Origin of the sequence: Actinophytocola sp. NPDC049390, assembly GCF_044466355.1 — a bacterium.
GTDB lineage: Bacteria > Actinomycetota > Actinomycetes > Mycobacteriales > Pseudonocardiaceae > Actinophytocola.
Window position 1 is genome coordinate 479,347 of sequence record NZ_JBITMQ010000004.1, and the last position, 24,553, is coordinate 503,899.

Sequence of the window (24,553 nt, forward strand, 5' to 3'; positions counted from 1 at the left end):
GTCACACATGGTGTTGCCCGACGACCCGGACCGCGTTCATTCAGACAACAGCTGCGCGCACCTGATCAGGCCGAGGTGCGAGTACGCCTGCGGGTGGTTGCCCAGCGAGCGCTCCGCGATCGGGTCGTACTCCTCCGGCAGCAGGCCGGTCGGGCCCGCGGCGTCGACGATCTGCGCGAACAGATCCTCCGCCTCGGTGCGGCGGCCGGTCAGCAGGTACGCCTCGATCATCCACGCGGCGCACAGGTGGAAGCCGCCCTCGTCGCCCGGCAGGCCGTCGTCGCGGTGGTAGCGGTACACCGTCGACCCGCTGCGCAGCTCCGCCTCGGTGGCGGTGACCGTCGCGTGGAACCGCTCGTCGGTCGGGTCGAGCAGGCCGACCATGCCGATCAGCAGGGTCGCCGCGTCCAGGTCGGTGCCGTCGTAGGCGGTGGTGAACGAGCGGACCTCGTCGTTCCAGCCGTTGGTCAGCACGTCGTGCGCGATCTCGTCGCGCAGTCCCGGCCACGTCGGGTCGACCTCACGGCCGTAGGCCTCCGCGAGCTTCACGGCCCGGTCGATCGTCAGCCAGCACATGACCTTCGAGTACACGTGGTGGCGCGGTCGGTGCCGCTCCTCCCAGATGCCGTGGTCGGGCTCGTGCCAGCGCCGCGCGACGGCCTCGGCCATCGCGTTCACCATGCGCCAGTCGTCGTCGGTGAGCTTCCCGCGTGCCTCGGACAGCGCGGCCACCAGATCCACGACCGGGCCGAACACGTCCAGCTGCACCTGCTGGTTCGCCAGGTTGCCGACACGCACCGGGCGTGACCCCGCGTACCCGGGGAGCGTGTCGATCACGGCCTCGGCGGGCAGCGTGGTGCCCGCGATCGTGTACAGCGGGTGCAGCAGCTCCGGGCCGGGCAGCGTGGTGAGCACGCCGTGCAGCCAGCCGAGGAACCTCTCCGCCTCGGCCGTCGAACCCACCGAGACCAGCGCCTTCGCGGTCATGGCGCCGTCACGAAGCCAGCAGTAGCGGTAGTCCCAGTTGCGGATGCCGCCGATCTCCTCCGGCAGCGACGTGGTCGCCGCGGCCATGATCGCGCCGGTCTCGTTGTGGCACAGGCCGCGCAGCGTCAGCGCCGACCGGGCCACCAGGTCCTTCTCCACCGGCGGCAGCGTCAGGCCGTCGAGCCACTCGCTCCAGTACGCGGCGGCCCGGGCACGCCGCTCCTCCTCCGGCACCTCGTGCGGATCCAGGTCGTTCGTACCGCAACGCAGTTCGAGCACGATCGGCGCGTCGGCGGTCGGCGTGACCACCGCGCGGGCCGTGTCGTGCATGCCGTCGGAGGTGATCTCCCAGGCCACGCCGGGTGCGCGCAGCGAGACCGGGTCGGACGTGCCCAGCACGCGCAGGCCGTCGGCCGACGGGATCAGCCGCACCTGCACCTGCGCGAACTCCGGCCGCGGCGCGAACTCGACCACGGCGGGCGCGGTGCCGGAGACGACGCGCACCAGGTCGGTGCGGTGCGCGAACGCGTAGTGGTCCAGGTAGTCGGTGACCAGCAGACCAGACCAGCGGGTCTCGACGTTCATCGTGCCCGGCAGGTAGCGCTGGCCCAGCGGCAGGCCGCCGCGCTCCGGGGTGATCGAGAAGTGCCCGGCCGACGGACCGCCCAGCAGGTCGGCGAACACCGCCGCCGAGTCCGGCTCCGGGTGGCACAGCCACGTCAGGCGCGCGTCCGGGGTCAGCAGCGCGACCGAACGCTCGCTCGCGAGCATGGTCAGGCGCTCGATCGGCGGCGCCTGCTCGCCGTACAGCCAGTTGCGGCGCTCCTCCAGCAGGAACGCCAGCACCATGCCGACCTGCACCGGGTCGACGATGCGGAACCCGGCGAGCGTCTCGCCGTCGCCCACCTTCACGCCCAGGTCCGGACCGGACAGCCGGGCGAACGCCTTCTCGTCGGTCACGTCGTCGCCGACGAACACCGCGGCCGTCGCCCCGACCTGGTGGCGCAGCACGTCCAGCGCCCGGCCCTTGTCGGTCTGCACGACAGCCAGCTCGATGACCGCCTTGCCCTCGGTGACCTGCACCCCATCCCAGGTGCAGGGCCCCTGGCGGACCTGCTCGTTCACCCGCTCCGCCACGTCGGCCTCCGCGCGGCGGGTGTGCACGGCGATGCTGGCCGGCTTGATCTCCAGCTGGACCCCGGCGGTGTCGTCGGTGATCCGTTCCAGCTCCGTCTCGAGGCGCCGGTGCAGCGTCTTGGCCTCGTCGTCGAGCGCGTGCACGAAGCCGATGTCGAACTCCGACCCGTGGCTGCCGACCAGGTGCACCTCGGCGGGCAGGCGGGACAGCGTCGCGAGGTCGCGCAGCGCGCGCCCCGAGATCACGGCGGTGGTGGTCTCGTGCAGGCCCGCGAGCGAGCGCAGCGCCCCGACCGACTCGGTCATGGGACGCGCCTCGTCCGGGTTCTCGACGATGGGCGCGAGCGTGCCGTCGTAGTCGCAGGCCACCAGGAGACGTGGCGTGCGTGCGATCTGCACGATGGCCCTGCGGAGCTCGGCAGGCAGAGCTTCAGCGGTCATGGTCACGGTCGTCTTCGACTCTCTGGCGAAGGGGGTGTGTGCGACTTGCGGTGTCGCGTCAGGGTGGCACACAGCGGCAGAGCCGAACTGTATCGCCCGTCCATACGTACCGGACCCGCGTGTCCTGAGGTGGCCGTTTCCGCTAGATGAGCTGTTCCTGCTGCGGTTGGAGAGCGTCCAGGAAGGACCGTGCCCAGCGGTCCACGTCGTGGGTGAGCACCTGCCTGCGCAGTGCCCGCATCCGCCGCCTGCCCTCGGCGGGGTCGAGCTCCAGCGCCGCCACCATGGCGTTCTTCACACCGTCCAGGTCGTGCGGGTTCACCAGGAACGCGCTGGTCAGCTCGGACGCGGCACCCGCGAACTCGCTCAGCACCAGCGCGCCGCCCAGGTCGTGGCGGCAGGCCACGTACTCCTTGCAGACCAGGTTCATGCCGTCGCGGACCGGCGTGACGAGCATGACGTCGGCCGCCGAGAAGAAGGCGGACAGCTCCTTGCGGTCCACCGACTGGTGCAGGTAGTGCACGACCGGGTGGCCGACGCGGGCGAACTCGCCGTTGATGCGGCTGACCACCTGCTCGATCTCGCCACGCATCCGCTGGTAGTGCTCGACCCGCTCCCGGCTCGGGGTGGCGAGCTGCACCATCACGACCTCGGACGGGTCGATGCGGCCCTCGGCGAGCAGCTCTTGCAGCGCGTACAGGCGCACGTCGATGCCCTTGGTGTAGTCGAGCCGGTCCACACCCAGGATGATCTTGCGCGGGTTGCCGAGGTCGGCGCGGATCTGGCGCGCCCGCTGGATGACCTCGCGGCTGCGGGCCATCGCGTCCAGACCGGACGCGTCGATCGAGATCGGGAACGCGCCCACGCGCACCGACCGGTCACCGACCTGCACCACACCGGGCCTGGTCCGGACACCGACCGCGCCACGGCTGGGCTCGAGACCGATCAGCCGCCGGGCGAGCCACAGGTAGTTCTGCGCGCCGCCGGGCCGGTGGAAGCCGACGAGGTCCGCGCCGAGCAGGCCGCGGATGATCTCCGCGCGCCACGGCAGCTGCATGAACAGCTCCGTCGGCGGGAACGGGATGTGCAGGAAGAAGCCGATGCGCAGGTCGGGCCGCTGTTCCCGGAGCATCGCGGGAACGAGTTGCAGCTGGTAGTCCTGCACCCACACGATCGCGCCGTCGCCTGCGATCTTGGCGGTCTCGTCCGCGAATCTTCGGTTCACGCGCACGTAGGCGTCCCACCAGCCGCGGTCGAACACCGGGGTCGCGACCACGTCGTGGTACAGCGGCCACAGCGTGCCGTTGGAGAAACCCTCGTAGTAGTCGCGAACGTCGTCCGCGGAGAGCGTCACCGGGTGCAGCCAGATGCCGTCGTCGGAGAACTTGTCGACCACCGCGTCCGGCACACCCGGCCACCCGACCCAGGCGCCGCTGTTGCGCTGGAGGAAGGGGGCGAGCGCGCTCACCAACCCGCCAGGGCTGTGCTTCCACCGCTCCGTGCCGTCCGGCAGCCGCTCGAGGTCGACCGGCAACCGGTTCGCGACCACGATGAAATCGGCTCCGCCACTGTTGGTGATCTCAGTGCTGTCACTGCTCACGCCGAGCGTGCCTCCCTCGAAACGCGTCAACCTTCGAGATTAGTCGGCATCGCCCCGGCGTGGGTGCTGGGAAGTGCGCGGTCACACAGGGTTTTCCACCGATCAGACCAGCGTGGTCGACACCTCGGTGCCCAGTTCGACCGTGCGGCTGACCGTGCACAGCTTGTCGTGCGACAGCTTCACGGTGCGTGGCAGGAGCTTGCGCGCCTCGTCACCCTCCGGACCCTCCGGGAACGCGATGTCGAACGTGACGGACAGGTTGGTCATCCGGTTGCCCTGCTCGGGATCGGTGACCTTGTCGCCACTGACCGTGATCGTGAAGTGCTCCGGTTCCGCGCGCCTGCTCGTGACCGTGTCCGTGTCGATCGCCGTGCACGTGCCGATCGCCGCCAACAGCAACTCGACCGGGCTGAACGCGTCACCGCCGACGGGCAGCGTGCCGCCCCGCGCGTTGTGCACCACGTACTCACCGGTCGAGACGCGCTCGATCCGCACCGACCTGAAGGTGTCCGCCATGCCCGCAACGGTACGTGGTGCACGCCACGCGTACTTCGCCTAACGGCGATCCCGAGCAGTTCGATACGCCCCGGGATAGCGTGGAAAAGACCGTGGAGGTGAGTGGAGTCGTGTGGCGGAACAGGTCCGCGCGGGAACGGGATCTCGGCAGGTGGGAACGCCTCGAGCAACCCGTCGGCGGGGTCCAGGGCCCCGCGCTGCCCTCGGAGTCGACTGTCCACTTCGTACTGGATCTCGCGCTGCGGATCGGCGAGGTCCAGATGTCCTCCGGGGCGGGCGCGTCCGACGCGACGGCCACGATCATCGCCGTCACCGGCGCCTACGGCATGCCGCACTGCGAGGTGGACGTGATCTTCACCTCGATCACCGTCGCCTGCCACCGCGGCGTCGACCTGCCCCCCGTCACGTCGCTGCGTGTCGTCCGCTCCCGCAGCCTCGACTACACGCGGCTCGCGCTGGTCGAACGGCTGGTCAGGGACATCACCCGCGGCCACATCACCGCCCGCGACGCCCACACCGAACTGGACCGGATCACCAGCGCCCCCCACCCGTACCCGCGCTGGCTCGCCACCGCCGCCTACGCGGGCATGGCCGCCGCGATCGCCATCCTCATCGGCGGCGACGCCCTCGTTGCCCTGTTCGCGGCGATCATCACCGCGATCATCGACCGGCTCGGCAGGCTGCTGAACAAGCGGGCCCTGCCGTTCTTCTTCCAGCAGATGGTCGGCGGCGCGATGGCCACCGGCTTCGCGGTCGCCATCGTCGCCTCCGGCATGCTGCCCGAGTCCGTCCGGCCGACCCTCATGGTCGCCGCCGCCATCACCGTGCTGCTGTCGGGACTGTCGTTCGTGTCGACCGTGCAGGACGCCATCACCGGGTACAACGTCACCGCCGCGGGCCGCACCGTCGAGGTGTCGCTGATGACCGCGGGCCTCATCGCCGGCGTCGTCATCGCGCTGAACGTCGCCGTCCAGCTGGGCCTGCCGTCGGTGCCGCTCGCCGAACCGCTGCCCCCGTCCATCCTCCGCCTGCCCCTGCAGACCGCGGCGGGCGGCGCGGCCGCGGCGTTGTTCGCGCTGGCCAGCTACGCGACACCGCGTGCCGTCGTCGTGGCCGGGATCGCGGGCGCCGCCGGCGCGATCGGGTACAGCGCCCTGGTCCTCGCCGGGGTCGGCATCATCGTCGCGTCCGCCGTCGCCGCGACCGTGATCGGTTTCGCCGGTGGCGTGATCTCCCGGCGCCTGCGGATCCCACCGCTGGTGATCGCCGTCGCCGGGATGGTGCCGCTGCTGCCCGGCCTCACCATCTACCGCGCGCTGTTCGAGATGGCCGTCGAACGCAGCAACGCCGGGCTCTCGACACTGATGGTGGCCACCTCCATCGCGTTGGCGCTGGCCGCGGGCGTCGTGCTCGGCGAGTACCTCGCGCAGCCCGTCCGGTACGGGCTCGGACGGCTCGAACGCCGCATCTCCGGGCCCCGGCTCGCCGGACCACTCCGCCCCACGAAGCGCCGCCTCGAATGACCGTGTCCTAGGATTGTCCCTGGTCGCTCCGGCGGCCACGCCGGTGTAGCTCAATTGGCAGAGCACTCGCCTTGTAAGCGAAAGGTTCCGGGTTCGAGTCCCGCCACCGGCTCGACACCGCATATCCATGCTCGCGGGGGGCGCTCGCCTGGGTGTCTCGCGTCGTATTGGGGGGCCGAGCCCCCCAAACCCCCCAGGTGCGGGTGGCGCCTGACCCAGCGTGGTTCGGGGGCGTTTGGGAGCTTCGCTCCCTCCGCATGGGCCTCGGTCCGGGGTTCTCCTCGGTCGGGGGTCCCTCGTTCGGTGGTTGCTTGTGGGTTGTTATCTGGGTGTTACCAACCTTCTTTGTGCTTGGCCGTCTCTTCTTGTGTGGGATCCGGGGTGGGTCCTTTTTTCTGGGGAGACGAAATCTATGAAGAAGTTTGTGGTTGGTGCTGCGCTGGTCGCGGTTTTCACCGGGGGGATTACCGGGGTTGTCAACGTTGTTCAGCCCGGGGTGGCCATGGCCTGCCCGGCCGGGGAGGCTCGGTCGGACGCGCTCGCTGCCCGGATGCCCCAGGTGAACAGGGGCGACAGCGGGCGGCACGTGCTCGCGCTGCAGCTGCGGCTGCGCAACGCGGGTTACGAGTACCTGCGGGGTACGGGGTACTACGGCAGCAACACGCTGCGTGCCGTGCAGTCCTTCCAGCGCGGGCACGGCATCAGGGCCAGCGGCATCGTCGGCTCGAAGACCTGGCACGCGCTCGTCGGGAGCCTGCCCAAGATCGCCACCACCAATTTCATGGGCGAGCCCGCTTTCGGAATTCAGCCGGGAGAGCGCAACGAATACGAGGTGCGGGTGCTCGGCGGCATGCTCATGCGCGTTCACCCGTACTACGGGCAGGACATTTTCGGTGGCGCCGCCCGGGGTGTCTACGACGCCCCGCTGCAGAAAGCCGTGCGCGATTTCCAGCGGCGCGCGGGCATCAGGGCGAGCGGGATCGTCGGCCCGAAGACGTGGGCCGCGCTGGACGAGGTGATCTCCGTCAGCGGCAGCTGGGGGTGCTGACGGAGAACTTCGCCTAGATTCCTCGCCGGGGGATGTCGAGATCCCGGACGCGGCTCCGACTCCCTGTCGAACCGCGCCCGGGACGGGCGCCCGACACACGAGGAGTACACCGTGAAGTACTTGCTGATCATGCAGGTCAACCCCGCCGTCCTCGAGGCGCTGTCCGAGGAGGAGAAGACGGCGATCATGGACGGCCACGGCGAGTTCATGAAGACCACCCAGGAGTCCGGCGAGTTCATCCTCACCCAGGCGCTCGCCGACCCGGCCAACACGAAGGTCGTCCGCGGCGGGGACGTGCCCGCCGTCACCGACGGGCCGTTCCTGGAAGCCAAGGAGTTCATGGGCGGCTTCTACCTGATCGACTGCGAGAACGAGGAACGCGCGATCGAGCTCGCGAAGCTCATCCCCGACACCAAGTTCGGCGGCCTCGCGATCGAGATCCGGCCCGTCATGTTCTCGGCGGGTGCCGATCTGTGACACAGCGCGAGGTCGAGGAACTGCTGCGCGGCCTCGCGCCGCGGGTCCTCGGCACGCTCGTCCGCAGGCACGGGCAGTTCGACGCGTGCGAGGACGCCGTCCAGGAGGCGCTCCTCGCCGCGTCGGTCCAGTGGCCTGAGCAGGGCATACCCGCCGAACCAGCCGGGTGGCTCGTCACCGTCGCCGGCCGCCGCCTCACCGACCAGTGGCGCAGCGAGGCGGCGCGGCGGCAGCGGGAGCTGACCGTCTCGGCGCAGCCGGAGCCGGACGAGGACCTGAACCGGCACGTCGACGACACGCTGAAACTGCTGTTCCTGTGCTGCCACCCGGAGCTGTCCGCGCCCTCGCAGGTCGCGCTCACGCTCCGGGCGGTCGGCGGCCTCACCACCGCGGAGATCGCCAGCGCGTTCTTCGTGCCCGAGGCCACGATGGCGCAGCGCATCAGCCGCGCCAAGCAGAAGATCAAGGGCAAGGGGTTCCCGGACGGCCCCGAGCGGCTGCCCGCGGTGCTGCACGTGCTTTACCTGATCTTCAACGAGGGCTACAACGCCACCTCCGGGCCCGACCTGCAGCGGGTCGAGCTGACCGCCGAGGCGGTACGGCTGACCCGCGAGGTGCGGCGGCTCGTGCCCGACGACGGCGAGGTGACCGGGCTGCTCGCGTTGATGCTGCTCACCGACGCCCGCCGGGCCACCCGCACGTCGCCGGACGGCGCCCTGGTGCCGCTCGAGGAGCAGGACCGCGGCCGCTGGGACCAGGCGCGGATCGAGGAGGGGGTCGCGCTCGTCTCCGAGACCCTCGCCACGTCGGCGCCCGGCCCGTACCAGCTGCAGGCCGCGATCGCCGCCATCCACGACGAGGCGCCCAGCGCCGAGGAGACCGACTGGCCGCAGATCCTCGTGCTGTACAAGATCCTGGACCGGATGGCGCCGAACCCGATGGTGACGCTGAACCGCGCGATCGCCACGGCCATGGTCCACGGGGCGCGGGCCGGGCTCGAGCTGCTGGCCGCGCTGGACGACGACAAACGCATCGCCGGGCACTACCGGCTCGACGCCGTCCGCGCGCACCTGCTGGACCTCGCCGGCGAGCACGAGCAGGCCCGCGAGCACTACCGCATGGCGGCGAAACGCACGTTCAGCATCCCCGAGCGCGAGTACCTACTGCGGAGATCCACAGTCGGCGACTGCGGAAAATCTCAGGGTAAGTAGGGGGTCTTCCTCATTACGCGCCCCGCACGGTTTCCCTACCGTCGTTCTCATGAGCCGAACCGGTACCGCAGTGTCCGTCCCATGTCGCGCAACACCGGGATCCGCAGCATCGCGCGGTAGAGCACGCGCTGAACCGCGGGCAGGTACTGCCAGTCCTCCTCCGGCACGAACCCCGCGGCGTTCGTGGCGGCGGAGAGCGTCAGCCCGACCTCCTCCAGGTCCTCCGGGTCGATCCCCCACCGCAGTGTCGCCTTCGCGCGGCGCACCACGGAGTTCGTCTTCTGCAGGCGGATGCCGAGCTTGCTGTACGCGTCGATGAACACCTCCCCGGACGGGAAGCGCTCCACGACGCGACGGAACAGCTCGAACCCGCCCTCGGGGTCGAGGTACATGGTCAGGCCCTCGGCGACGACCAGCGTCGGCCGGTCGGCGGGCACCTGGTCGAGCCAGCCGGGTGCGGTCACCGAGGCGCGGAGCACCGTGGTGTTCGCACGCTCGGGGTAGACCTGGGCGCGCAGGTCGATCACGTCCGGGAAGTCCACGTCGTACCAGCGCACGGTCGGCGGCGGGTCGATCCGGAACACGCGGCTGTCCATGCCCGCACCGAGGTGCAGGACGGTGGACTCCTCGTGGGCGGCGACGAACTCGCGGACCGCCTGGTCGAACACCTTGCCCCGGCACGCGATGCCGAACGCCTCGGCCCGGCCGATCTTGAACTTGCCGAAGTCGTAGTCGATGCGGCGCACCGCGTCCTCGGCCGTCGGGTCGCCGAGCACGGGGTGCGCGGCCCGCGCGTCCAGCGCTCGCCCGTAGAGGGTGGCGAGGTTCGTTGACTGGTCCTCGGTGAAGCGCACCCCGGACATCGACATCTCCACACGTCAGAACTTTTACAACTTTGTGAAATCGTACGTCGGGTGACGGTTCGTTTACCAGTCGGGCCGTCGCGGCGAGACGCTCATCTGGGCGGCTACTCTCGCTGGCGTACGGGAGTAAGGGGGTTTCGCCGTGGTGAGCATGCGCTCGAAGATCATGGCCTGGGCAACGCGCTGGTACCTGGCGCGGCAATCCAAAAAGGGCTTCGACCTGTCGAAGATGGCGCTGTTGCCGGACAGTGCGCTGATGCCGCTGCGGCGCGACGGCCTGGACCCGGTGCCCGAGCTCGGGGAGGCACGCGCGACGGAACCGGTGAGCAAGCTGCCGATCCCGTTCGGTGTGAACGTGTGGTTGGTCACGGGCTACGAGGAGGCGAAGACCGTCCTCGGGAACGCGAAGGCGTACAGCAACGACTTCGCGAACCTCGTCGGCGAGCACGGGGCGTCGGCGAGTCACAGCCCCGGCGGTCTCGGGTTCGCCGACCCGCCGGAGCACACGCGGCTGCGCAAGCTGCTGACCCCGGAGTTCACCATGCGCCGCCTGTCGCGGCTGACCCCGGGCATCCAGGAGATCATCGACCAGCAGCTGGACGCGATGGCCGCCGTCGACGGGCCGGTCGACCTGGTCGAGTACTTCGCCCTGCCGATCCCGAGCCTGGTGATCTGCGAGCTGCTCGGCGTCCCGTACGACGACCGGGACGACTTCCAGCGCCTGTCGATGGCCCGCTTCGACCTGTTCGGCGGCGCGACCGCGTCGTTCTCCGCGATCTCCGAGTCCCTCGCCTACCTGACCGAGGTCGTGAAGAAGCAGCGCGCCGAACCCGGCGACGGCCTGCTGGGCCAGCTGATCAAGGAAAACGGCGACGAGATCAGCGACCAGGAGCTGGCCGGCCTGGCCGACGGCGTCCTGACCGGCGGCTTCGAGACGACGGCCAGCATGCTGGCGCTGGGCGCGCTGGTGCTGCTGCAGGACCCCGACACGTTCAAGCTGGTCCACGACGACGACACGGCCATCCACGGCTTCGTCGAGGAGGTGCTGCGCTACCTCACGGTCGTCCAGGTCGCCTTCCCCCGCTTCGCGCGTGAGGACATCACGGTGGGCGGCCGGGAGATCAAGAAGGGCGACGTGGTGATCGTCTCCCTCTCCGGCGCCGACCGGGACCCGGCGCTGGGTGAGGGCCTGGAGCGGGTGGACCCGCACCGCGCTCCGACGTCCCACCTGGCCTTCGGGCACGGCGTCCACCGGTGCATCGGTGCGGAGCTGGCCCGCATGGAACTCCGCGCCGCCTACCCGGCGTTACTCCGCCGCTTCCCGAACCTGCGCCTGGCCACCCCGTCCGACGAGCTGACCTTCCGCAAGGTCAGCATCGTCTACGGCGTGGACACCCTCCCGGTTCTGGTGCACTGAGGCGCGGCTTCCCGCTCGCGTGGTCAGTCCTCGGCGTCCTGCTCGGCAGCCATGCGGCGGGCTCGTTTGCCGCGGGCGAGCTCCGTGGCCAGGGCGCTGAGGTGCGGTGTCCAGAAGCGGCGGAAGTTGGACAGCCACTGGTCGGCCTCCCGCAGCGGCTCAGGGTCCACCGCGTAGAGGCGCCTGGTGCCCACGGCACGGACCGTGGCGAAGCCGTTCTCGCGGAGCACCTTGAGGTGTTGTGACACCGCGGGCTGGGTAATGCCGAACTCGTCCTGGACGACCGAGGACACCTCGCCCGCGGCGCGTTCGCCGTCGGCCAGGAGCTCCAGGATTCGGCGGCGGACCGGGTCGCCGAGGACGTCGAAGGCATGCACCCGGCCATCGTATATAAGGGAACAGTGAAATTGAGAGTCGTCGTGCTCGCCGACACGCACGCACCGCGCCGGTGGAAGGCCTGTCCGCCCGCCGTCGCGGAGCACCTCGCGGGCGCGGACGTCATCCTCCACGCCGGTGACGTGTGTGTGCCGAGCGTGCTCGACGAGCTGGCCGCCTTCGCGCCCGTGCACGTCGTGGCCGGTAACAACGACGGGCCCGACGTCGTCGCATGGGGCGCGCCCGAGACGCTCGAGCTGGACCTCGCCGGGCTCAGGGTCGCGATGATCCACGACAGTGGGCAGGCGGACGGGCGTCCCGCCCGCATGCGGCGCCGGTTCCCGGACGCCGACCTCGTGGTCTTCGGGCACTCGCACATCCCGATGGACGTGACCGGCGCCGGGGTGCGGATCTTCAACCCCGGATCGCCGACCGACCGGCGCCGTCAGCCGCACGGCACGGTCGGGCTCCTCGACATCGAGGACGGGGTCCTGCTCGACGCACGCATCGTTCCCGTCACCTGACAACACCTCTTGACCGCCTCTTGAGGTCGGTTCGAGTAGCCCGCGATGTCATGTTCGAGCGGAACTCGACCGAGGAGAGGTGTGACATGACGTTGGTCGACCTGCTCACCGGGGCACCTGCCGGGCTCGGCACGCGTGCCAGGGCGATCGGCGCGACACTCGTCCGGCGCGGGCTCACCGGGCACCGCGTGCTCGTCGCGCTGCCGCCCGGTGGCGACTACGTCGCCCACCTGCTCGGCTGCCTCCACGCGGGCGTGGTCGCCGTCCCCGTGTCGCCGGAGCCCTCGGCGCGGCTCGACGAGATCGTCGACGACGCCCAGCCCGCCGCCGCGATCGGCCGTGTCGCCGGTGTCGAGCAGCTCACCGGGCTCGACGGCGACCCGCGGGACCAGTGTCGGCCCGACCTCGACAGCGACCCCCTCGCGCTGCTGCAGTACGCGGACACCGGGCCGGTCCGCGGCGTGATGCTCACCCACGGCAACCTCGTCGCCGGCGCGACGCAACTCGTCCGGCACCTCGGTATGCGGCCCGACACCGGGGTCGTCAGCTACCTGTCGCCCTACCGCGACCTCGGGCTCGTCGGTGGGGTGCTCGCGCCCCTGCTCGTCGGCGCGCCGGTCACGCTCGTGCCCGCGGACGCGTCACCCGCCGCCTGGTTGCACACGATCTCGGCGCGGCGAGCACGGATCGGGTTCGCGCCGGACCTCGCCCACGCCTGGCACGACGACCGCGAGTACCCCGCGCTCGACCTGTCCACCTGGGACGTCGCCGTGACCGGGGCCGGGCCCGCGACGCTCGACCGGTTCGCGAACCGCCTGGCACGACACGGTTTCCGCCGGTCGGCGTTGTTCCCGGCCTACTGGTCACCCGAGGCCACGGCACTCGTCGCGGGCAGACCCGGGCTCGCCGTGAACGGCTTCGACGAGGACACGCTCGAACCCGGCAGGCTCGTGAAGCCGGGCGCCACCGCACTCGTCGACCGCGGCCGCGCGGTGTCCGAACTGGACGTCGCGATCGTCGACCCGCTCACCGCGACCCGCTGCTCCGAGGGCACGACCGGCGAGGTGTGGGTGGCGGGGCCGAACGTCGCGGTCGGGTACCTGGGGCGGCCGGCGACCAGCGAGCAGACCTTCTGCGCGCGGCTGCGCGGATCGACCCAGAACTACCTGCGGACCGGCGAACTCGGGTTCCTGCACAACGGCGGGCTGCACCTGGTGGAGCCGCGGCCCGTGCTCGTCACCCGTTAGAAGCGGAAGACCGACCCGGTCGCGGTCTCCAGCGTGCAGTCGTTGCCGAACTCGCGGGTCCACTCGACCGGCTTGCCGCGCCACGTGCCGTGCGCCTGTGCGACGACCGGCCGGTACTCCATGGTGCAGCTCGCCGGCTCCTGCTGGTCGGCCAGCGCGTCGAAGTCCCCGTGTGCGCGGTGCAGCGCCACGCACGCGGACCAGGCGTTCGGGTGCGAGCCGCCGGGCGGGTGGCACTCCAGCTCGACCGTCGCGCCGCCCCTCTCCGGCGCCCCGACGGTGAGGGTGATGGACGTGGGGGCGCTCGCGCCGGCGACGCCCGTGAACGCGAACGGCAGGGCAACGGCCAGCAGCGCGCCGCCGATACGGGTGCGGTTCATGGCTCCACAGTGGACGCCCTGGTCGGGCGGGGGAACGCTGACTCGTCGGTAACGCCCAATCGTGTGGACCGCGGCCACCGAATCTCTCTAGCCTGGCCGCCATGGAGATGAGGGACGCGGTTGCCGAGGACTGGCCGAAGATCTGGCCGTTCCTGCGGGACATCGTGCGCGCGGGGGAGACCTACACCTGGCCGACCGACGTGACCGAGGACGTCGCGCGCGGCATGTGGATGGCACAGGCGCGGCCGTACCGGACGGTCGTCGCGGTCGAGAACAACGGGGACGGTGACGAGGTCCTCGGCACCGCGAAGTTCGGCCCGAACCACCTCGGACCCGGATCGCACATCGCGAACGCGAGCTTCATGGTGTCCCCGGCGCACGGCGGCAAGGGCGTCGGCCGGGCGCTCGGCAGGCACGTGCTGGACCAGGCCCGCGCGGACGGCTTCCGTTCCATGCAGTTCAACGCGGTCGTGTCGACCAACACGGCGGCGGTGAACCTGTGGCGGTCGCTGGGTTTCGAGATCATCGCGACACTGCCGGAGGGCTTCCGGCACGCGACGAAGGGCTATGTGGACCTGCACATCATGTTCCGTAGCCTCGAGGCATGAGAATCGCTGTCGCCGCCGACGAGCTGGTCGGGGTCGCCGAGGCCCTCGTCGAGGAACTGCGCACCCGCGGCCGCGAGCCGGTGCTGCACGGCGCGCTCAACCCGGACGAGCGCGCCGACTGGGCGTGGGCGAGCGAGGCCGCCGCCCGCGCGGTCGCCGACGGCAGCGCCGACCAGGCCGTGGTGTGCTGCTGGACCGGCACGGGCGCGTCGATCGCCGCGAACAAGGTGCCCGGCGTGCGTGCCGCCCTGTGCGCGGACGCGGAGACCGCGCGCGGCGCCAGGAAGTGGAACGACGCGAACGTGCTGGCCCTCTCGCTGCGACTGACCAGCGCACCGCTGCTGACGGAGATCCTCGACGGCTGGTTCGCGGGCGAACCGAGCGAGGACTCCGACGACCGCGCGAACATCGCCCATGTCGACGAGATCGCCTAGCCGCGGCTCACACCGGGGGCCGCGGGTCGTACTGGATGCCGCGCCGCACCTCGCGGGCCCGCTCGGTGCCCGCGAACCGGGCGACCAGGTGCAGTGCCATGTCGATGCCTGCCGAGATGCCCGCCGAGGTGACCACGTCGCCGTCGTCGACGAAGCGGTCGTCGTGGCGGACGTCGATCGTCGGGTCGAGTGACGCGAGCCGGTCGAGCGACGCCCAGTGCGTGGTCGCGGGCCTGCCCGCGAGCAGCCCGGCCCGCGCGAAGACGAGCGAGCCCGTGCACACGCTGGCCAGCAGCGGCACACGTGGGCGCTGGTCACGGATCCACGCGACCTCGGCCTCGTCGTCGACCCTGGCCCGCGCGCCGCGGCCACCCGGGTAGAGCAGCACGTCCAGCGCAGGCACGTCGTCGAAGGAGTGGCCGGGGAGGACCCGCAGACCCTTGGCGCAGCGGACGGTCCCGCCGTCGCGGGAGAACGTGGTCACCGTCCAGCCGTCGTCCGGGAACCGTGCGCACCACCAGGAGAACACCTCCCACGGGCCGATCGCGTCCAGCTCTTCCACGTCGTCGAACAGGAGGATGCCGATGGTCTGCACCCGTTCATCCTGCTGCGGCGAGCAACTCCCCGGCCGCTGATCTCGCGTTGGCGACCGCGTCCTCCTGGCCGCCCGCCGTCAGCGCCACGATCGCGCCCTCGTGCAGCAGGTGCAGGTGCGTGCCCAGTGCCGTCGGCAGCCCGGCCTCGCGGGCCAGCTCCTCGTAGCGCGCCCGCATCCACTGCTTCTCCGCGTGGATCACGGCGACCCCGGGGTGGTCGGTGCGGCCGATCTCCGCGTTGGCGTTGACGAACGCGCAACCGCACCGGTTGGCCGCGAGCCATTCCTCGAGCACGTCGAACGCGGCCAGCACCCGGCCAGGGCCCGGTTCGACGGCCGCCAGCCGCTCGTCCACGAACGCCCGCCACCGCTCGAACCGCGTCCGCAGGTACAGCGCGACCAGGTTGTCCTTGGAGCCGAACCGGTCGTACAGCGTCTTCTTGGTGGTGCCCGCGCGTTCCGCGATGAGGTCGACGCCGACGGCGTGGATGCCGCGGTGGTAGAACAGCTCGCTCGCGGTGGCGAGCAGGCGCTCGCCCGCGGGGGTCATCGGTCGGGACAGCACACTGACAGTATACCGACCTGTATGTTTACCTGTCCGCATGAGACACACCGCGGTCGCCGCCTCCGGGCTTGTCGTGATGTGGAGCAGCGGGTTCGTCGGGGCGCGGCTCGGCACCGCGCACGCCGCCGCCGACACGCTCCTGGCCTGGCGTTACGTCGTGGTCGCGGTCCTGGTCGGGCTGATCGCGGTCGTGCGGCGGCCGCGGCTCACGGCGTTCGAGGCGCGGCGGCAGGCGCTGCTGGGCCTGCTGTGCCAGGCCCTGTACCTCGCCGGTGTGGTGACCGGCGTCGGGCTCGGCGTGCCCGCCGGGATCGCGGCGCTGATCGCGGTGATGCAGCCGCTCGTCGTCGGCGCGCTGTCCGGGCCGGTGCTGGGGGTGGCGGTGCGGCCGCGGCAGTGGGCCGGGCTCGTCACCGGGCTGGCGGCCGTCGCGGTCGTGGTCGCCGGTGACCTGGACGGCGGCGGCCACGTGCTCGGCTACCTGCTGGTCGTCGGCGGCATGCTCGCGCTGTCGGCGGGCACGCTGCTCGAGCGGCGGTGGGCGCTGCCGACCTCGCCGTGGGACCAGCTCACGGTCCACTGCCTGACCTCGTGCGGGGTGTTCGTGGCGGCCGCCGCCGTCACCGGCAGGCTCGCGCCGCCGATGACGCCGGGGTTCTGGTGGGCCGTCGTGTGGGTGGTCGTGCTGTCCACGTTCGGCGGCTACGGCTGCTACCTGCTCACACTGCGCGCGCTCGGCGCGACCGGCGTCAGCACGTTGCTCTTCCTGACGCCGCCCACCACGATGGTGTGGGCGCTGCTGATGTTCGGCGAGCCGGTCGCGTGGACCACCGTGGCCGGGCTGGCCGGCTGCGCGGCGGCCGTGTGGCTGGTACTCGCCCGACCGGGGAAGGTGAGATGGATCCGCTCGTCACGGCACGACAGCTCTACGAGGCACGGCGAAGCCGGGTCCCCATCCCGCCCTTCGGCGAAGGTCTGACCGCGGCCGACGGGTACGCGGTCCAGCAGGAGCTGGTGAAACTCCTGCTCGCGGACGGCGACCGGATCGTCGGGCACAAGGTCGGGCTCACGTCGAAGCCCATGCAGCGGCTGATCGGCATGGACTCGCCGGACTACGGCCCTGTCCTGGCGTCCACCGTGTACGCGTCGGGCGCCGCGGTGCCGATGAGCCGGTACATCCAGCCCAAGATCGAGGCCGAGATCGTGTTCGTGCTCGGCGAGCCGCTGCGCGGGCCCGGGGTGGGCGTCCTCGACGCGGCGCGGGCCGTCGCCGGGGTGGCCGCCGCGGTGGAGATCGTGGACTCGCGCATCGAGGACTGGCGGATCGGGCTCGCCGACACCATCGGCGACCTCGCGTCGAACGGCGCGGTCGCGACGTCCGGCCGGTTGGTTCCGTTGTCCGATGTGGACGCTCGGGTGGTGGGGATGGTGTTGTCCCGCAATGGGTCCGTCATCGACACCGGTGCCGGTGCGGCCGCGCTCGGCGACCCGCTGCTGGTGGTGGCGTGGCTCGCGAACACGCTCGGCGAGGTCGGCGTCGGGCTGGAGCCGGGGCACCTGGTCATGACCGGCGCGCTGCACGCGGCGGTGCCCATGGAGGTGGGGGACGTGTTCCGGGCGGAGTTCGACGTGCTGGGTGCGGTCACGGTGCGGGTGGTGTCATGAACGCGACGCGGTTTTCCCCTGGTGTGCTTGAACAAGGTCCCGCGGCCGCCGCCATCGCGTTCGTGCTCGGGTCCGATGTGGACGACGGCACGGTGTGGGACGTCCTCGCCGCGACGCGGGCGTTGTGCCCGGCCCTCGTGACGGGGGACCGGCACGTGCTCGGCGGTCCGGTGCCGGTCCCGGCCGCCGACCTGCGGTTGCTCGGGGTGGTGCTCGAACGCGGCGGCGAGGTGGTCGCGACCGCCGCGGGCGGCGCGCACGGACACCCGGCGGCGGCGGTCGCCGCGCTCGGGTCGTTGCGGGCGGGCGACATCGTGGTGACGCCGCCGCTCGCGTCGGTCGGCGAGGTGCGGCCGGGCGACGTGCTCGTCGCGAGCGTCGGCAGGCTCGGCAGCGTGGAGGCCACCGTCGGTTGACCGTCGGTCAGCCGTCCGAGACGAGCCGGTAGCCGGTGACGATCTCCGGGAAGATGCGGATGACCTCGACGTTCCCCATCTCCACGAGCGGCGTGAGCACCGACTCGTAGTGCTGGATCTCGTCGGCGTCGACGATCCGCCTGGCCACGCCGGTGACCGTGACGCTCCAGCCGAGCAGGTGCTCCGGGACGGTCCCGTCCGCCTGGAACGCGACGACCGAGCCCGCGCAGTCACCGCTGACGTGGCTGCGCACGACGACCATCCCGTTCTCGACCAGGTGCCGGACCGGCACGATCGCGGGCAGGGCGCGGACGGTGTAGACGATCCGGCCGAACGGCGCGGCGCCGAGCAGGCGCAAGGACTCCGCGCGTGTCATCTCGGCAAGCCGCGGCTGCTGGTCAGCCACGCGTACACCTCCTACGGCCCCTCAGGGCGGAAGCATCAGGCCGCCGGGCGCGCGGCGCAAGAGCCCAAGCACCTGAAAGCCGTAGGGACTTTCGCCTCTGTCCGTCTGCCGCCGTTTGCGAGTGGCTCCTGGTGGTAGCCGTTCCGGTACCGTCCCGGGTGGACACGCTGAGTGTTCGCGCGGTGGCCGGAACCGGGGTAACAGGAGGTCGCGGGCCAAGATCGCCCAGGTGGCCTACCCCGCGCGGAGGAGACGGGAAATACAGTGAGTAACACACCGTCGCATCCGACCGATAGCCCGTTTGCCGATCCAACGGACCTGCCGGGGTTGCCATGTCAGCTGAGTCCGCCCGGGCGCACCAGCCCGCCGACGCGACGACGCCTCCCGAGGCACGCCCGCTCGACGGTCTGTTCGACGTGCAGGCACGCCTAACCGAGAGCGCGAAGTCGCGGTACCGGCTCCAGGGCCTGCTCGACGCGGTCGTCGCGGTCGGGGCCGGACTGGAGCTGGAGGGCACGCTGAACCGTATCGTGCGGACGGCCGTCGAGCTGGTCGACGCTCGGTACGGCGCGCTCGGCGTCGTGGGCACGGACCAGCAGGAGCTGCTGTCGGAGTTCGTCTACGTGGGCACGGACGACGACGCGCGGCGGGGCGTCGTGCTGGAAAACCCGCACCCGATCGGGGAACTGTCCGCCCAGTCGCGGCGCCGGGTGCTCGGCGAGCCGATCCGCGTCCGCGGCGAGGTGTTCGGCAACCTGTACCTGACCGAGAAGCGCGCCGACGACGGCGAGTTCACCGAGGACGACGAGATCGTGCTCAAGGGGCTCGCCGCGGCGGCGGGTGTCGCGGTGGAGAACGCGCGGCTGTTCGAGGAGTCGCGGCTGCGCGAGCGGTTCATGGCGGCGTCGCGGGAGGTCAGCTCGCACCTGCTGGGCGGCGGTTCCAGCCAGGACGCGCTGTCGTTGATCGCGCTGCGGGCGTGCGAGCTGTCGGGCGCGGACTGCGCACTGCTGCTGTTGTCCGACGGCGGCCGCGTGGTCGTCCGCGCGGCCGCGGGCGACGGTGGCGCGGAGATGGTCGGGACGGCGTTGCCGGTGAACGAGCCGCTGGTCGCCGACATGTTCCAGATGCAGGGCCCGGAGATGATCGCCGACCTGTCCACGATCGTGCCTGCCACGTGGCGGCTCTCGTTCGGCCCGGCCGTCGCCGTCCCGTTGCGCGCGGGGAACGTGGTGACGGGCGCGCTGCTGGCCATGCGCGTGCGCGGCGGGCAGCGGTTCCCGCGTGAACACGTGCCGCTGCTGGCGTCGTTCGCGGACCAGGCCGGGTTCGCGCTGGAGCTGGCGGAGAAGCACCGTGCGCAACGGCAGCTGGATGTGCTCGCCGACCGCGACCGCATCGCCGGTGACCTGCACGACCACGTGATCCAGCGGCTGTTCGCGACCGGGATGAGTCTGCAGGGGACGGTGCGGCGGATCACCGACCCGACGGTGCGGCGCCGCGTCAGCCGGGCGGTCGAGCAGCTCGACGAGACCGTCCGCGAGATCCGGACGTCCATCTTCGACCTGCACACCACGGGGACGGACGCCTCGTCCAGCCTGCGGCGGCGGATGCTGGACATCGTGGAGGAGCTGTCGGCGGACTCGGACGTCACACCGTCGGTCCGCATCTCGGGCGCGGTCGACACCCTGGTCCCGGAGGCCCTGGCCGCCCACGCGACGGCCGTTCTCGGGGAGGCCGTCAGCAACGCGGTGCGCCACTCCCACGCGGCGTCGATCGTGGTGACGGTCGAGGCGGGCGCCGACCTGATCATCGACGTCGTCGACGACGGGGTGGGGATGCCGCCGGGTGTCGCGCGCAGCGGGCTGCTGGGGGTGGAGCGGCGGGCGGGCAAGTGCGGCGGGATGGCCGTGGTCGTGCCCGGCCCGGAGGGCGGGACGCGGTTGACGTGGCGCGTACCGCTGACGGGCGCCTGAGGGCGGCCGCCGGCCCCCTCGAACCACGCTACCGGACGCCACCGACAGTGACGGGCCGCTCGCGGGCGTTCCGGCGGGGTTGTCCACAGGGGCCCCGGTTGTCCACAGGGCCTGGCTGAGCTGGTCTTCTGTGTCGGTGCCCGGCCGTACGCTGGTGACCGGGGGCCGGAGGCCGGGCCCCGACCGTCACAGGTCCGGTTTGCGGGACTTCAGCTCCGCGGCCAGCACGGCCGCCTGCGTGCGTCGCTGCATGCCGAGCTTCGCCAGTATGTGCGACACGTAGTTCTTGACCGTCTTCTCCGCCAGAAACAGCCGCGACGCGATCTGGCGGTTGGTCAGACCCTCGCCGACCAGTTCGAACACCGCCCGTTCCTGGTCGGTCAGCCCCGCCAGCGGCCCGTCCGACTCGCCCTGGCGGATGCGCTTCATCAGCGCCTCGGTGGTCTTCGCGTCCAGGAGGGACTCACCGGCGCCCACCTTGCGGACCGCGGTGATCAGGTCGTTGCCCAGCACCTGCTTGAGCACGAAGCCCGAGGCGCCCGCCATGATCGCGTTCAACAGCGCCTCGTCGTCGGAGTACGAGGTCAGGATCAGGCACCGCAGGTCCGGTAACTGGGAGCGCAGGTCCCGGCACAGTTCGACACCGTTGCCGTCCGGCATGCGGACGTCCAGTACCGCCACGTCGACGTCGTGGGAGGGAATGCGGCGCAGGGCCTCGGCCACCGTCGCCGCCTCGCCGACGATCTCCAGGTCGGGCTCGTCCTCGAAGAGGTCCGCCACGCCGCGGCGGACGATCTCGTGGTCGTCGACCAGGAAGATCCTGATGCTGCTCACCAGCCGCTATATATCAGATATATCATCTTGATCGCAACATTGTCGTGGATCTCATCACACTAAAAATCATGATTCCCCAGGTGAGGTACGAGTATTGCATTCGTGCATCTGAGCCCGTGAAAATTCTCTGTTACGTTCCTTGAGTATGTCGGAACGAGTCATCGACAGTCCGTCCAAAAAGGACGGAGCGGCAATCTGGAGAATCGCACGTGATTCCGGAAAGCTCGATCTGAACTCATCCTACGCGTATCTGTTGTGGTGCCACGATTTCGCGGACACCTCCGCGGTCGCGCGGGTCGACGACGAAGTGGTGGGCTTCGTCATCGGGTACCGTCGGCCCAAGGCGCCCGACACCGTTGTCGTGTGGCAGATCGCGGTCGACGCCGGTCAACGAGGCAGAGGTACGGCCGCCGCGCTGCTCGACGCCCTCGTACGCAGAACCGGCGCCCGGCGCGTGGAGACCACCATCACGCCGGACAACGAGCCGTCCAACGCGCTGTTCCGCTCGCTCGCCGACCGGTGGGGTGCCGAGATGAGCGTCGCCGGTGAGTTCGCGGAGAGCGAGTTCCCGGACGACCATGAAACCGAAGTCCTGTACCGGATCGGGCCGTTCCAGGACGCTCGCGCGGCATAACGCGCGGAGAACACGAATTTCGGGGAAACAGGAGAACAGTGAACGTATTCGAGACCGTCGAATCCGAGGTGCGCAGCTACTGCCGCGGCTGGCCGGTCGTGTTCGATCGGGCCACCGGATCGTGGCTGCACGACGAGGACGGCAACGCATACCTGGACTTCTTCGCCGGCGCGGGGGCGCTGAACTACGGGCACAACAACCCGGTGCTCAAGAAGGCCGTCATCGACTACCTCCAGCGCGACGGCGTCGTGCACGCGCTGGACATGCAGACCGTCGCCAAGCGCGAGTTCCTCGAGACCTTCACCGACGTGGTGATGAAGCCGAGGAACCTCGACTACAAGATCATGTTCCCCGGCCCCGCCGGTGCGAACGCCGTCGAGGCCGCGCTCAAGCTGGCCCGCAAGGTCACCGGCCGTGAGTCGATCATCAACTTCACCAACGCCTTCCACGGCATGACGCTCGGTGCCCTCTCGGTCACCGGCAACTCGATGAAACGCGGCGGGGCCGGCATCCCGCTGGTCCACGCCACGCCGATGCCGTACGACAACTACCTCGACGGTCAGGTCGAGGACTTCCTCTGGTTCGAGCGGCTGCTCGACGACCCCGGCTCGGGCCTCAACGAGCCCGCCGCCGTGATCGTCGAGACCGTGCAGGGCGAGGGCGGCATCAACGCGGCCCGCGACGAGTGGCTGCGTGGCCTCGCTGACCTGTGCAAACGCCACGACATGCTGCTGATCGTCGATGACGTGCAGATGGGCTGCGGCCGCACCGGCCCGTTCTTCAGCTTCGAGTCCGCGGGCATCGTCCCGGACATCGTGTGCCTGTCGAAGTCGATCGGCGCGTTCGGGCTGCCGCTCGCCATGACGTTGCTCAAGCCGGAGCTGGACGTGTGGGAGCCGGGCGAGCACAACGGCACGTTCCGCGGCATCAGCCCCGCGTTCGTCGCCGCCAGCGAGGCGATCCGCACGTACTGGGCCGACGACAAGCTGGAGAAGAGCACGCTCGCGAAGGGCGAGCAGATCGGCCGCGTCATGACCGAGCTGGCCGAGCAGCACCCCGGCACGCCGATGCACGCCAAGGGCCGCGGCCTGGCACGCGGGCTCGCGTTCGAGTCCGGCGACGTCGCGGGCAAGGTCTGCCGTGCCGCGTTCGAGCGCGGTCTGCTGATGGAGACCTCCGGCCCCGACGGCGAGGTCGCGAAGGCCATGCCGCCGCTCACGATCACCGACGACGAGTTGGCCAAGGGACTGGACCTGCTGTCCGACGCGGTCCACGCGGTGTGCGAATAGGGGAGGCACGAATCACATGATCGTCAGGAACGTCGGGGACCTGGACGACACCGACCGGGACATCAAGACACCGAACTGGAGAAGCAAACGGATCGTGCTCGCCAAGGAGGGCGTCGGTTTCTCGGTGCACGAGACCACGCTGTACGCGGGCACGGTCAACGACTTCTGGTACGCCAACCACATCGAGGCGGTGTTCGTCGTCGAGGGCGAGGGCGAACTGCTGGACAAGGGCAGCGGTGAGATCCACCAGCTGCGGCCCGGCAGCCTCTACCTGCTGAACGACCACGACCACCACCAGCTGCGCCCCAGGACCGACATGCGCACCGTCTGCGTGTTCAACCCGCCGGTGACCGGGCGCGAGGTGCACGACGAGAACGGTGTCTACCCACTGATCGTGGAGGAGAAGAGCGCATGACGCTCACCGCCACCGCGGTCGTCGACCGGTATCCCACGAGGATCGACGGCGACCCGGGACTGATCGACCGCACAGACCCCAGCGTCTGGGACTTCACCGGCGCGGGCCCGATAGACCGCGCCACCGTGGCCGCCCACCACGCCAAGGGCTTCTCGGTCCACCACGACCTGTTCAGCCAGGCCGAGGTGGCCGCCTACCGCGACGAGCTGGACCGGCTCGCGACGGACACCGCGCTCGCCGCGGCGGACCGCACGGAACACACCGACGACGGCGACGTCAGCGTGATCTACGAGGTGCACGCGGTCAGCGAGCTGGTCGCCGAGCTGGTCGTGGACCCGAGGGTGCTCGACCGGGCCCGGCAGATCCTCGGCTCCGACGTCTACATCCACCAGTCGCGCGTCGAGTACCTGCCCGCGTTCCGCGGCAAGGGCGCGTACTGGCACTCGCCCTTCGAGACGTGGCACGCCGAGGACGGCATGCCGTGTCCGCGTGCGGTGGACGTGGCGATCCCGCTGTCCGGGCAGCAGGAGCTGACCGGCGAGCTGATGGCGATGCCGGGCAGCCACCGCACGTTCGTCCCCACCGCGGCCGGGTCGGACGGCGTGCCGGGCAAGGAGCACCTGGAGTCGCTCGGCACCGCCTACGGCATCGAACGGTTCACCGACGCGGAGGGCTCGGTGCTGGTGTTCGACGCGAACCTCATGCAGGGGTCCGCCGACAACATCACCCCGTTCCCGCAGACCAACATCCACGTCGTGTTCTCCTCCGTGGAGAACCGGTTGTGCCCGCCGTTCGCGGGTGGGGAGCCACGCCCGTCGTTCATCGCCAACCGTGACGTGACGCCCCTGCACCGTTAGCCTTCGACACCACTAGGGCCTGTATCGAAGTGGGTTAGAGCCATTCGTTGATCGTGGCGATGTGGACGGTGGCTTCGTAGCGGACGGCGAGTTTGTCGAACCGGGTGGCGACG

Annotated in this window: 27 protein-coding genes and 1 tRNA gene; 18 read left to right on the top strand and 10 right to left on the bottom strand. The window is 70.7% G+C overall.

Annotated features, from left to right (window positions below; genetic code table 11):
- Positions 1 to 36: 36 nt before the first annotated feature.
- The 3 genes from otsB to ACIBVP_RS16210 form a co-directional block, all read right to left on the bottom strand.
- Positions 37 to 2,565, bottom strand: coding sequence for a trehalose-phosphatase (otsB, locus tag ACIBVP_RS16200; protein WP_396106896.1), 2,529 nt, complete (start codon positions 2,563 to 2,565; stop codon positions 37 to 39).
- A gap of 142 nt (positions 2,566 to 2,707) precedes the next feature.
- The gene (locus tag ACIBVP_RS16205) at positions 2,708 to 4,165 is read right to left on the bottom strand and encodes a trehalose-6-phosphate synthase (RefSeq protein ID WP_396106897.1); all 1,458 of its coding nucleotides are present in this window, start codon (positions 4,163 to 4,165) and stop codon (positions 2,708 to 2,710) included.
- Between the two features lie 102 nt (positions 4,166 to 4,267).
- Positions 4,268 to 4,681, bottom strand: a complete 414-nt coding sequence (locus tag ACIBVP_RS16210; RefSeq protein ID WP_396106898.1) for an OsmC family protein — start codon at positions 4,679 to 4,681, stop codon at positions 4,268 to 4,270.
- A gap of 110 nt (positions 4,682 to 4,791) precedes the next feature.
- On the opposite strand from ACIBVP_RS16210, the gene ACIBVP_RS16215 reads away from it, so the two are divergent.
- The 5 genes from ACIBVP_RS16215 (at position 4,792) to ACIBVP_RS16235 (ending at position 8,940) form a co-directional block, all read left to right on the top strand.
- Entirely contained in the window at positions 4,792 to 6,204 is a 1,413-nt protein-coding gene (locus tag ACIBVP_RS16215; RefSeq protein ID WP_396106899.1) for a threonine/serine exporter ThrE family protein, read from the top strand.
- Positions 6,205 to 6,243: 39 nt separating this feature from the next.
- Positions 6,244 to 6,316, top strand: a tRNA-Thr gene (locus ACIBVP_RS16220).
- A gap of 438 nt (positions 6,317 to 6,754) precedes the next feature.
- Positions 6,755 to 7,252 (top strand): peptidoglycan-binding protein, encoded by a 498-nt coding sequence (locus tag ACIBVP_RS16225; protein ID WP_396106900.1) that lies wholly within the window; start codon positions 6,755 to 6,757, stop codon positions 7,250 to 7,252.
- A 111-nt stretch (positions 7,253 to 7,363) separates the two neighbouring features.
- A complete protein-coding gene (locus tag ACIBVP_RS16230) occupies positions 7,364 to 7,729 on the top strand; it encodes a YciI family protein (protein ID WP_396106901.1) in 366 nt (121 codons plus the stop codon).
- The gene (locus ACIBVP_RS16235; protein WP_396106902.1) at positions 7,726 to 8,940 is read left to right on the top strand and encodes an RNA polymerase sigma factor; all 1,215 of its coding nucleotides are present in this window, start codon (positions 7,726 to 7,728) and stop codon (positions 8,938 to 8,940) included. The genes ACIBVP_RS16230 and ACIBVP_RS16235 overlap by 4 nt, the downstream gene beginning before the upstream one ends.
- A gap of 47 nt (positions 8,941 to 8,987) precedes the next feature.
- Here the strand turns inward: ACIBVP_RS16235 and ACIBVP_RS16240 are convergent, their stop codons facing one another.
- Positions 8,988 to 9,803, bottom strand: a complete 816-nt coding sequence (locus ACIBVP_RS16240; protein WP_396106903.1) for a class I SAM-dependent methyltransferase — start codon at positions 9,801 to 9,803, stop codon at positions 8,988 to 8,990.
- Between the two features lie 151 nt (positions 9,804 to 9,954).
- Here ACIBVP_RS16240 and ACIBVP_RS16245 point away from each other — a divergent pair, with 151 nt between their 5' ends.
- Positions 9,955 to 11,220: a cytochrome P450 gene (locus ACIBVP_RS16245; RefSeq protein ID WP_396106941.1), complete on the top strand. Its 1,266-nt coding sequence runs from the start codon at positions 9,955 to 9,957 to the stop codon at positions 11,218 to 11,220.
- Positions 11,221 to 11,243: 23 nt separating this feature from the next.
- Here ACIBVP_RS16245 and ACIBVP_RS16250 read toward each other — a convergent pair whose 3' ends face one another.
- Positions 11,244 to 11,597: an ArsR/SmtB family transcription factor gene (locus ACIBVP_RS16250; RefSeq protein ID WP_396106904.1), complete on the bottom strand. Its 354-nt coding sequence runs from the start codon at positions 11,595 to 11,597 to the stop codon at positions 11,244 to 11,246.
- 24 nt (positions 11,598 to 11,621) lie between these two features.
- Here ACIBVP_RS16250 and ACIBVP_RS16255 point away from each other — a divergent pair, with 24 nt between their 5' ends.
- On the top strand, positions 11,622 to 12,119 hold the full coding sequence (locus ACIBVP_RS16255) for a metallophosphoesterase family protein (RefSeq protein WP_396106905.1): 498 nt from the start codon (positions 11,622 to 11,624) through the stop codon (positions 12,117 to 12,119).
- A gap of 86 nt (positions 12,120 to 12,205) precedes the next feature.
- Positions 12,206 to 13,366 (top strand): AMP-binding protein, encoded by a 1,161-nt coding sequence (locus tag ACIBVP_RS16260; protein ID WP_396106906.1) that lies wholly within the window; start codon positions 12,206 to 12,208, stop codon positions 13,364 to 13,366.
- Here ACIBVP_RS16260 and ACIBVP_RS16265 read toward each other — a convergent pair.
- Positions 13,363 to 13,746 carry an SSI family serine proteinase inhibitor gene (locus ACIBVP_RS16265; RefSeq protein WP_396106907.1) on the bottom strand — a complete coding sequence of 128 codons (384 nt, stop codon included), beginning with the start codon at positions 13,744 to 13,746 and terminating at the stop codon, positions 13,363 to 13,365. The genes ACIBVP_RS16260 and ACIBVP_RS16265 overlap by 4 nt on opposite strands.
- 101 nt (positions 13,747 to 13,847) lie before the next feature.
- Here ACIBVP_RS16265 and ACIBVP_RS16270 point away from each other — a divergent pair, with 101 nt between their 5' ends.
- Positions 13,848 to 14,354 carry a GNAT family N-acetyltransferase gene (locus ACIBVP_RS16270; protein ID WP_396106908.1) on the top strand — a complete coding sequence of 169 codons (507 nt, stop codon included), beginning with the start codon at positions 13,848 to 13,850 and terminating at the stop codon, positions 14,352 to 14,354.
- On the top strand, positions 14,351 to 14,788 hold the full coding sequence (locus tag ACIBVP_RS16275; protein ID WP_396106909.1) for an RpiB/LacA/LacB family sugar-phosphate isomerase: 438 nt from the start codon (positions 14,351 to 14,353) through the stop codon (positions 14,786 to 14,788). The genes ACIBVP_RS16270 and ACIBVP_RS16275 overlap by 4 nt, the downstream gene beginning before the upstream one ends.
- 7 nt (positions 14,789 to 14,795) lie before the next feature.
- On the opposite strand, the gene ACIBVP_RS16280 is transcribed toward ACIBVP_RS16275, so the two are convergent.
- Positions 14,796 to 15,383 carry a DJ-1/PfpI family protein gene (locus ACIBVP_RS16280; protein WP_396106910.1) on the bottom strand — a complete coding sequence of 196 codons (588 nt, stop codon included), beginning with the start codon at positions 15,381 to 15,383 and terminating at the stop codon, positions 14,796 to 14,798.
- Positions 15,384 to 15,387: 4 nt separating this feature from the next.
- Positions 15,388 to 15,948: a TetR/AcrR family transcriptional regulator gene (locus ACIBVP_RS16285; protein ID WP_396106911.1), complete on the bottom strand. Its 561-nt coding sequence runs from the start codon at positions 15,946 to 15,948 to the stop codon at positions 15,388 to 15,390.
- A 37-nt stretch (positions 15,949 to 15,985) separates the two neighbouring features.
- Here ACIBVP_RS16285 and ACIBVP_RS16290 point away from each other — a divergent pair, with 37 nt between their 5' ends.
- From ACIBVP_RS16290 to ACIBVP_RS16300, 3 genes are read left to right on the top strand one after another with little or no spacing between them, the layout of a single operon-like run.
- The gene (locus ACIBVP_RS16290; protein ID WP_396106912.1) at positions 15,986 to 16,927 is read left to right on the top strand and encodes a DMT family transporter; all 942 of its coding nucleotides are present in this window, start codon (positions 15,986 to 15,988) and stop codon (positions 16,925 to 16,927) included.
- Complete coding sequence (locus ACIBVP_RS16295) at positions 16,846 to 17,613, top strand: 2-keto-4-pentenoate hydratase (RefSeq protein ID WP_396106913.1); 768 nt, start codon at positions 16,846 to 16,848, stop codon at positions 17,611 to 17,613. The genes ACIBVP_RS16290 and ACIBVP_RS16295 overlap by 82 nt, the downstream gene beginning before the upstream one ends.
- A 23-nt stretch (positions 17,614 to 17,636) precedes the next feature.
- A complete protein-coding gene (locus ACIBVP_RS16300) occupies positions 17,637 to 18,029 on the top strand; it encodes a hypothetical protein (protein ID WP_396106914.1) in 393 nt (130 codons plus the stop codon).
- 7 nt (positions 18,030 to 18,036) lie between these two features.
- Here ACIBVP_RS16300 and ACIBVP_RS16305 read toward each other — a convergent pair whose 3' ends face one another.
- On the bottom strand, positions 18,037 to 18,435 hold the full coding sequence (locus ACIBVP_RS16305) for a pyridoxamine 5'-phosphate oxidase family protein (RefSeq protein WP_396106915.1): 399 nt from the start codon (positions 18,433 to 18,435) through the stop codon (positions 18,037 to 18,039).
- Positions 18,436 to 18,767: 332 nt separating this feature from the next.
- Between ACIBVP_RS16305 and ACIBVP_RS16310 the strand changes: the two genes are divergently transcribed.
- Complete coding sequence (locus ACIBVP_RS16310; protein WP_396106916.1) at positions 18,768 to 20,411, top strand: GAF domain-containing sensor histidine kinase; 1,644 nt, start codon at positions 18,768 to 18,770, stop codon at positions 20,409 to 20,411.
- Positions 20,412 to 20,597: 186 nt separating this feature from the next.
- Here the strand turns inward: ACIBVP_RS16310 and ACIBVP_RS16315 are convergent, their stop codons facing one another.
- Positions 20,598 to 21,245: a response regulator gene (locus ACIBVP_RS16315; RefSeq protein ID WP_396106917.1), complete on the bottom strand. Its 648-nt coding sequence runs from the start codon at positions 21,243 to 21,245 to the stop codon at positions 20,598 to 20,600.
- A gap of 145 nt (positions 21,246 to 21,390) precedes the next feature.
- Here ACIBVP_RS16315 and ectA point away from each other — a divergent pair, with 145 nt between their 5' ends.
- The 4 genes from ectA to ACIBVP_RS16335 are packed head-to-tail and all read left to right on the top strand — an operon-like array spanning position 21,391 to position 24,440.
- Complete coding sequence (gene ectA / locus ACIBVP_RS16320) at positions 21,391 to 21,879, top strand: diaminobutyrate acetyltransferase (protein ID WP_396106918.1); 489 nt, start codon at positions 21,391 to 21,393, stop codon at positions 21,877 to 21,879.
- Between the two features lie 38 nt (positions 21,880 to 21,917).
- Complete coding sequence (gene ectB / locus ACIBVP_RS16325; protein WP_396106919.1) at positions 21,918 to 23,168, top strand: diaminobutyrate--2-oxoglutarate transaminase; 1,251 nt, start codon at positions 21,918 to 21,920, stop codon at positions 23,166 to 23,168.
- Between the two features lie 16 nt (positions 23,169 to 23,184).
- Positions 23,185 to 23,583, top strand: coding sequence for an ectoine synthase (locus ACIBVP_RS16330; protein ID WP_396106920.1), 399 nt, complete (start codon positions 23,185 to 23,187; stop codon positions 23,581 to 23,583).
- Positions 23,580 to 24,440, top strand: coding sequence for a phytanoyl-CoA dioxygenase family protein (locus tag ACIBVP_RS16335; RefSeq protein WP_396106921.1), 861 nt, complete (start codon positions 23,580 to 23,582; stop codon positions 24,438 to 24,440). Before ACIBVP_RS16330 ends, ACIBVP_RS16335 begins: the two co-directional genes overlap by 4 nt.
- The last annotated feature ends 113 nt before the right edge of the window (positions 24,441 to 24,553 follow it).

Excerpts from the sequence above, each read along its gene's own strand:
- otsB (WP_396106896.1), bottom strand. The coding sequence starts at position 2,565 with ATGACCGCTGAAGCTCTGCCTGCCGAGCTCCGCAGGGCCATCGTGCAG.
- ACIBVP_RS16210 (WP_396106898.1), bottom strand. The coding sequence starts at position 4,681 with ATGGCGGACACCTTCAGGTCGGTGCGGATCGAGCGCGTCTCGACCGGT.
- ACIBVP_RS16225 (WP_396106900.1), top strand. The coding sequence starts at position 6,755 with ATGCCCCAGGTGAACAGGGGCGACAGCGGGCGGCACGTGCTCGCGCTG.
- ACIBVP_RS16240 (WP_396106903.1), bottom strand. The coding sequence starts at position 9,803 with ATGTCCGGGGTGCGCTTCACCGAGGACCAGTCAACGAACCTCGCCACC.
- ACIBVP_RS16245 (WP_396106941.1), top strand. The coding sequence starts at position 9,955 with ATGCGCTCGAAGATCATGGCCTGGGCAACGCGCTGGTACCTGGCGCGG.
- ACIBVP_RS16260 (WP_396106906.1), top strand. The coding sequence starts at position 12,206 with ATGACGTTGGTCGACCTGCTCACCGGGGCACCTGCCGGGCTCGGCACG.
- ACIBVP_RS16265 (WP_396106907.1), bottom strand. The coding sequence starts at position 13,746 with ATGAACCGCACCCGTATCGGCGGCGCGCTGCTGGCCGTTGCCCTGCCG.
- ACIBVP_RS16270 (WP_396106908.1), top strand. The coding sequence starts at position 13,848 with ATGGAGATGAGGGACGCGGTTGCCGAGGACTGGCCGAAGATCTGGCCG.
- ACIBVP_RS16275 (WP_396106909.1), top strand. The coding sequence starts at position 14,351 with ATGAGAATCGCTGTCGCCGCCGACGAGCTGGTCGGGGTCGCCGAGGCC.
- ACIBVP_RS16290 (WP_396106912.1), top strand. The coding sequence starts at position 15,986 with ATGAGACACACCGCGGTCGCCGCCTCCGGGCTTGTCGTGATGTGGAGC.
- ACIBVP_RS16295 (WP_396106913.1), top strand. The coding sequence starts at position 16,846 with ATGGATCCGCTCGTCACGGCACGACAGCTCTACGAGGCACGGCGAAGC.
- ACIBVP_RS16310 (WP_396106916.1), top strand. The coding sequence starts at position 18,768 with ATGTCAGCTGAGTCCGCCCGGGCGCACCAGCCCGCCGACGCGACGACG.
- ectA (WP_396106918.1), top strand. The coding sequence starts at position 21,391 with ATGTCGGAACGAGTCATCGACAGTCCGTCCAAAAAGGACGGAGCGGCA.
- ACIBVP_RS16330 (WP_396106920.1), top strand. The coding sequence starts at position 23,185 with ATGATCGTCAGGAACGTCGGGGACCTGGACGACACCGACCGGGACATC.
- ACIBVP_RS16335 (WP_396106921.1), top strand. The coding sequence starts at position 23,580 with ATGACGCTCACCGCCACCGCGGTCGTCGACCGGTATCCCACGAGGATC.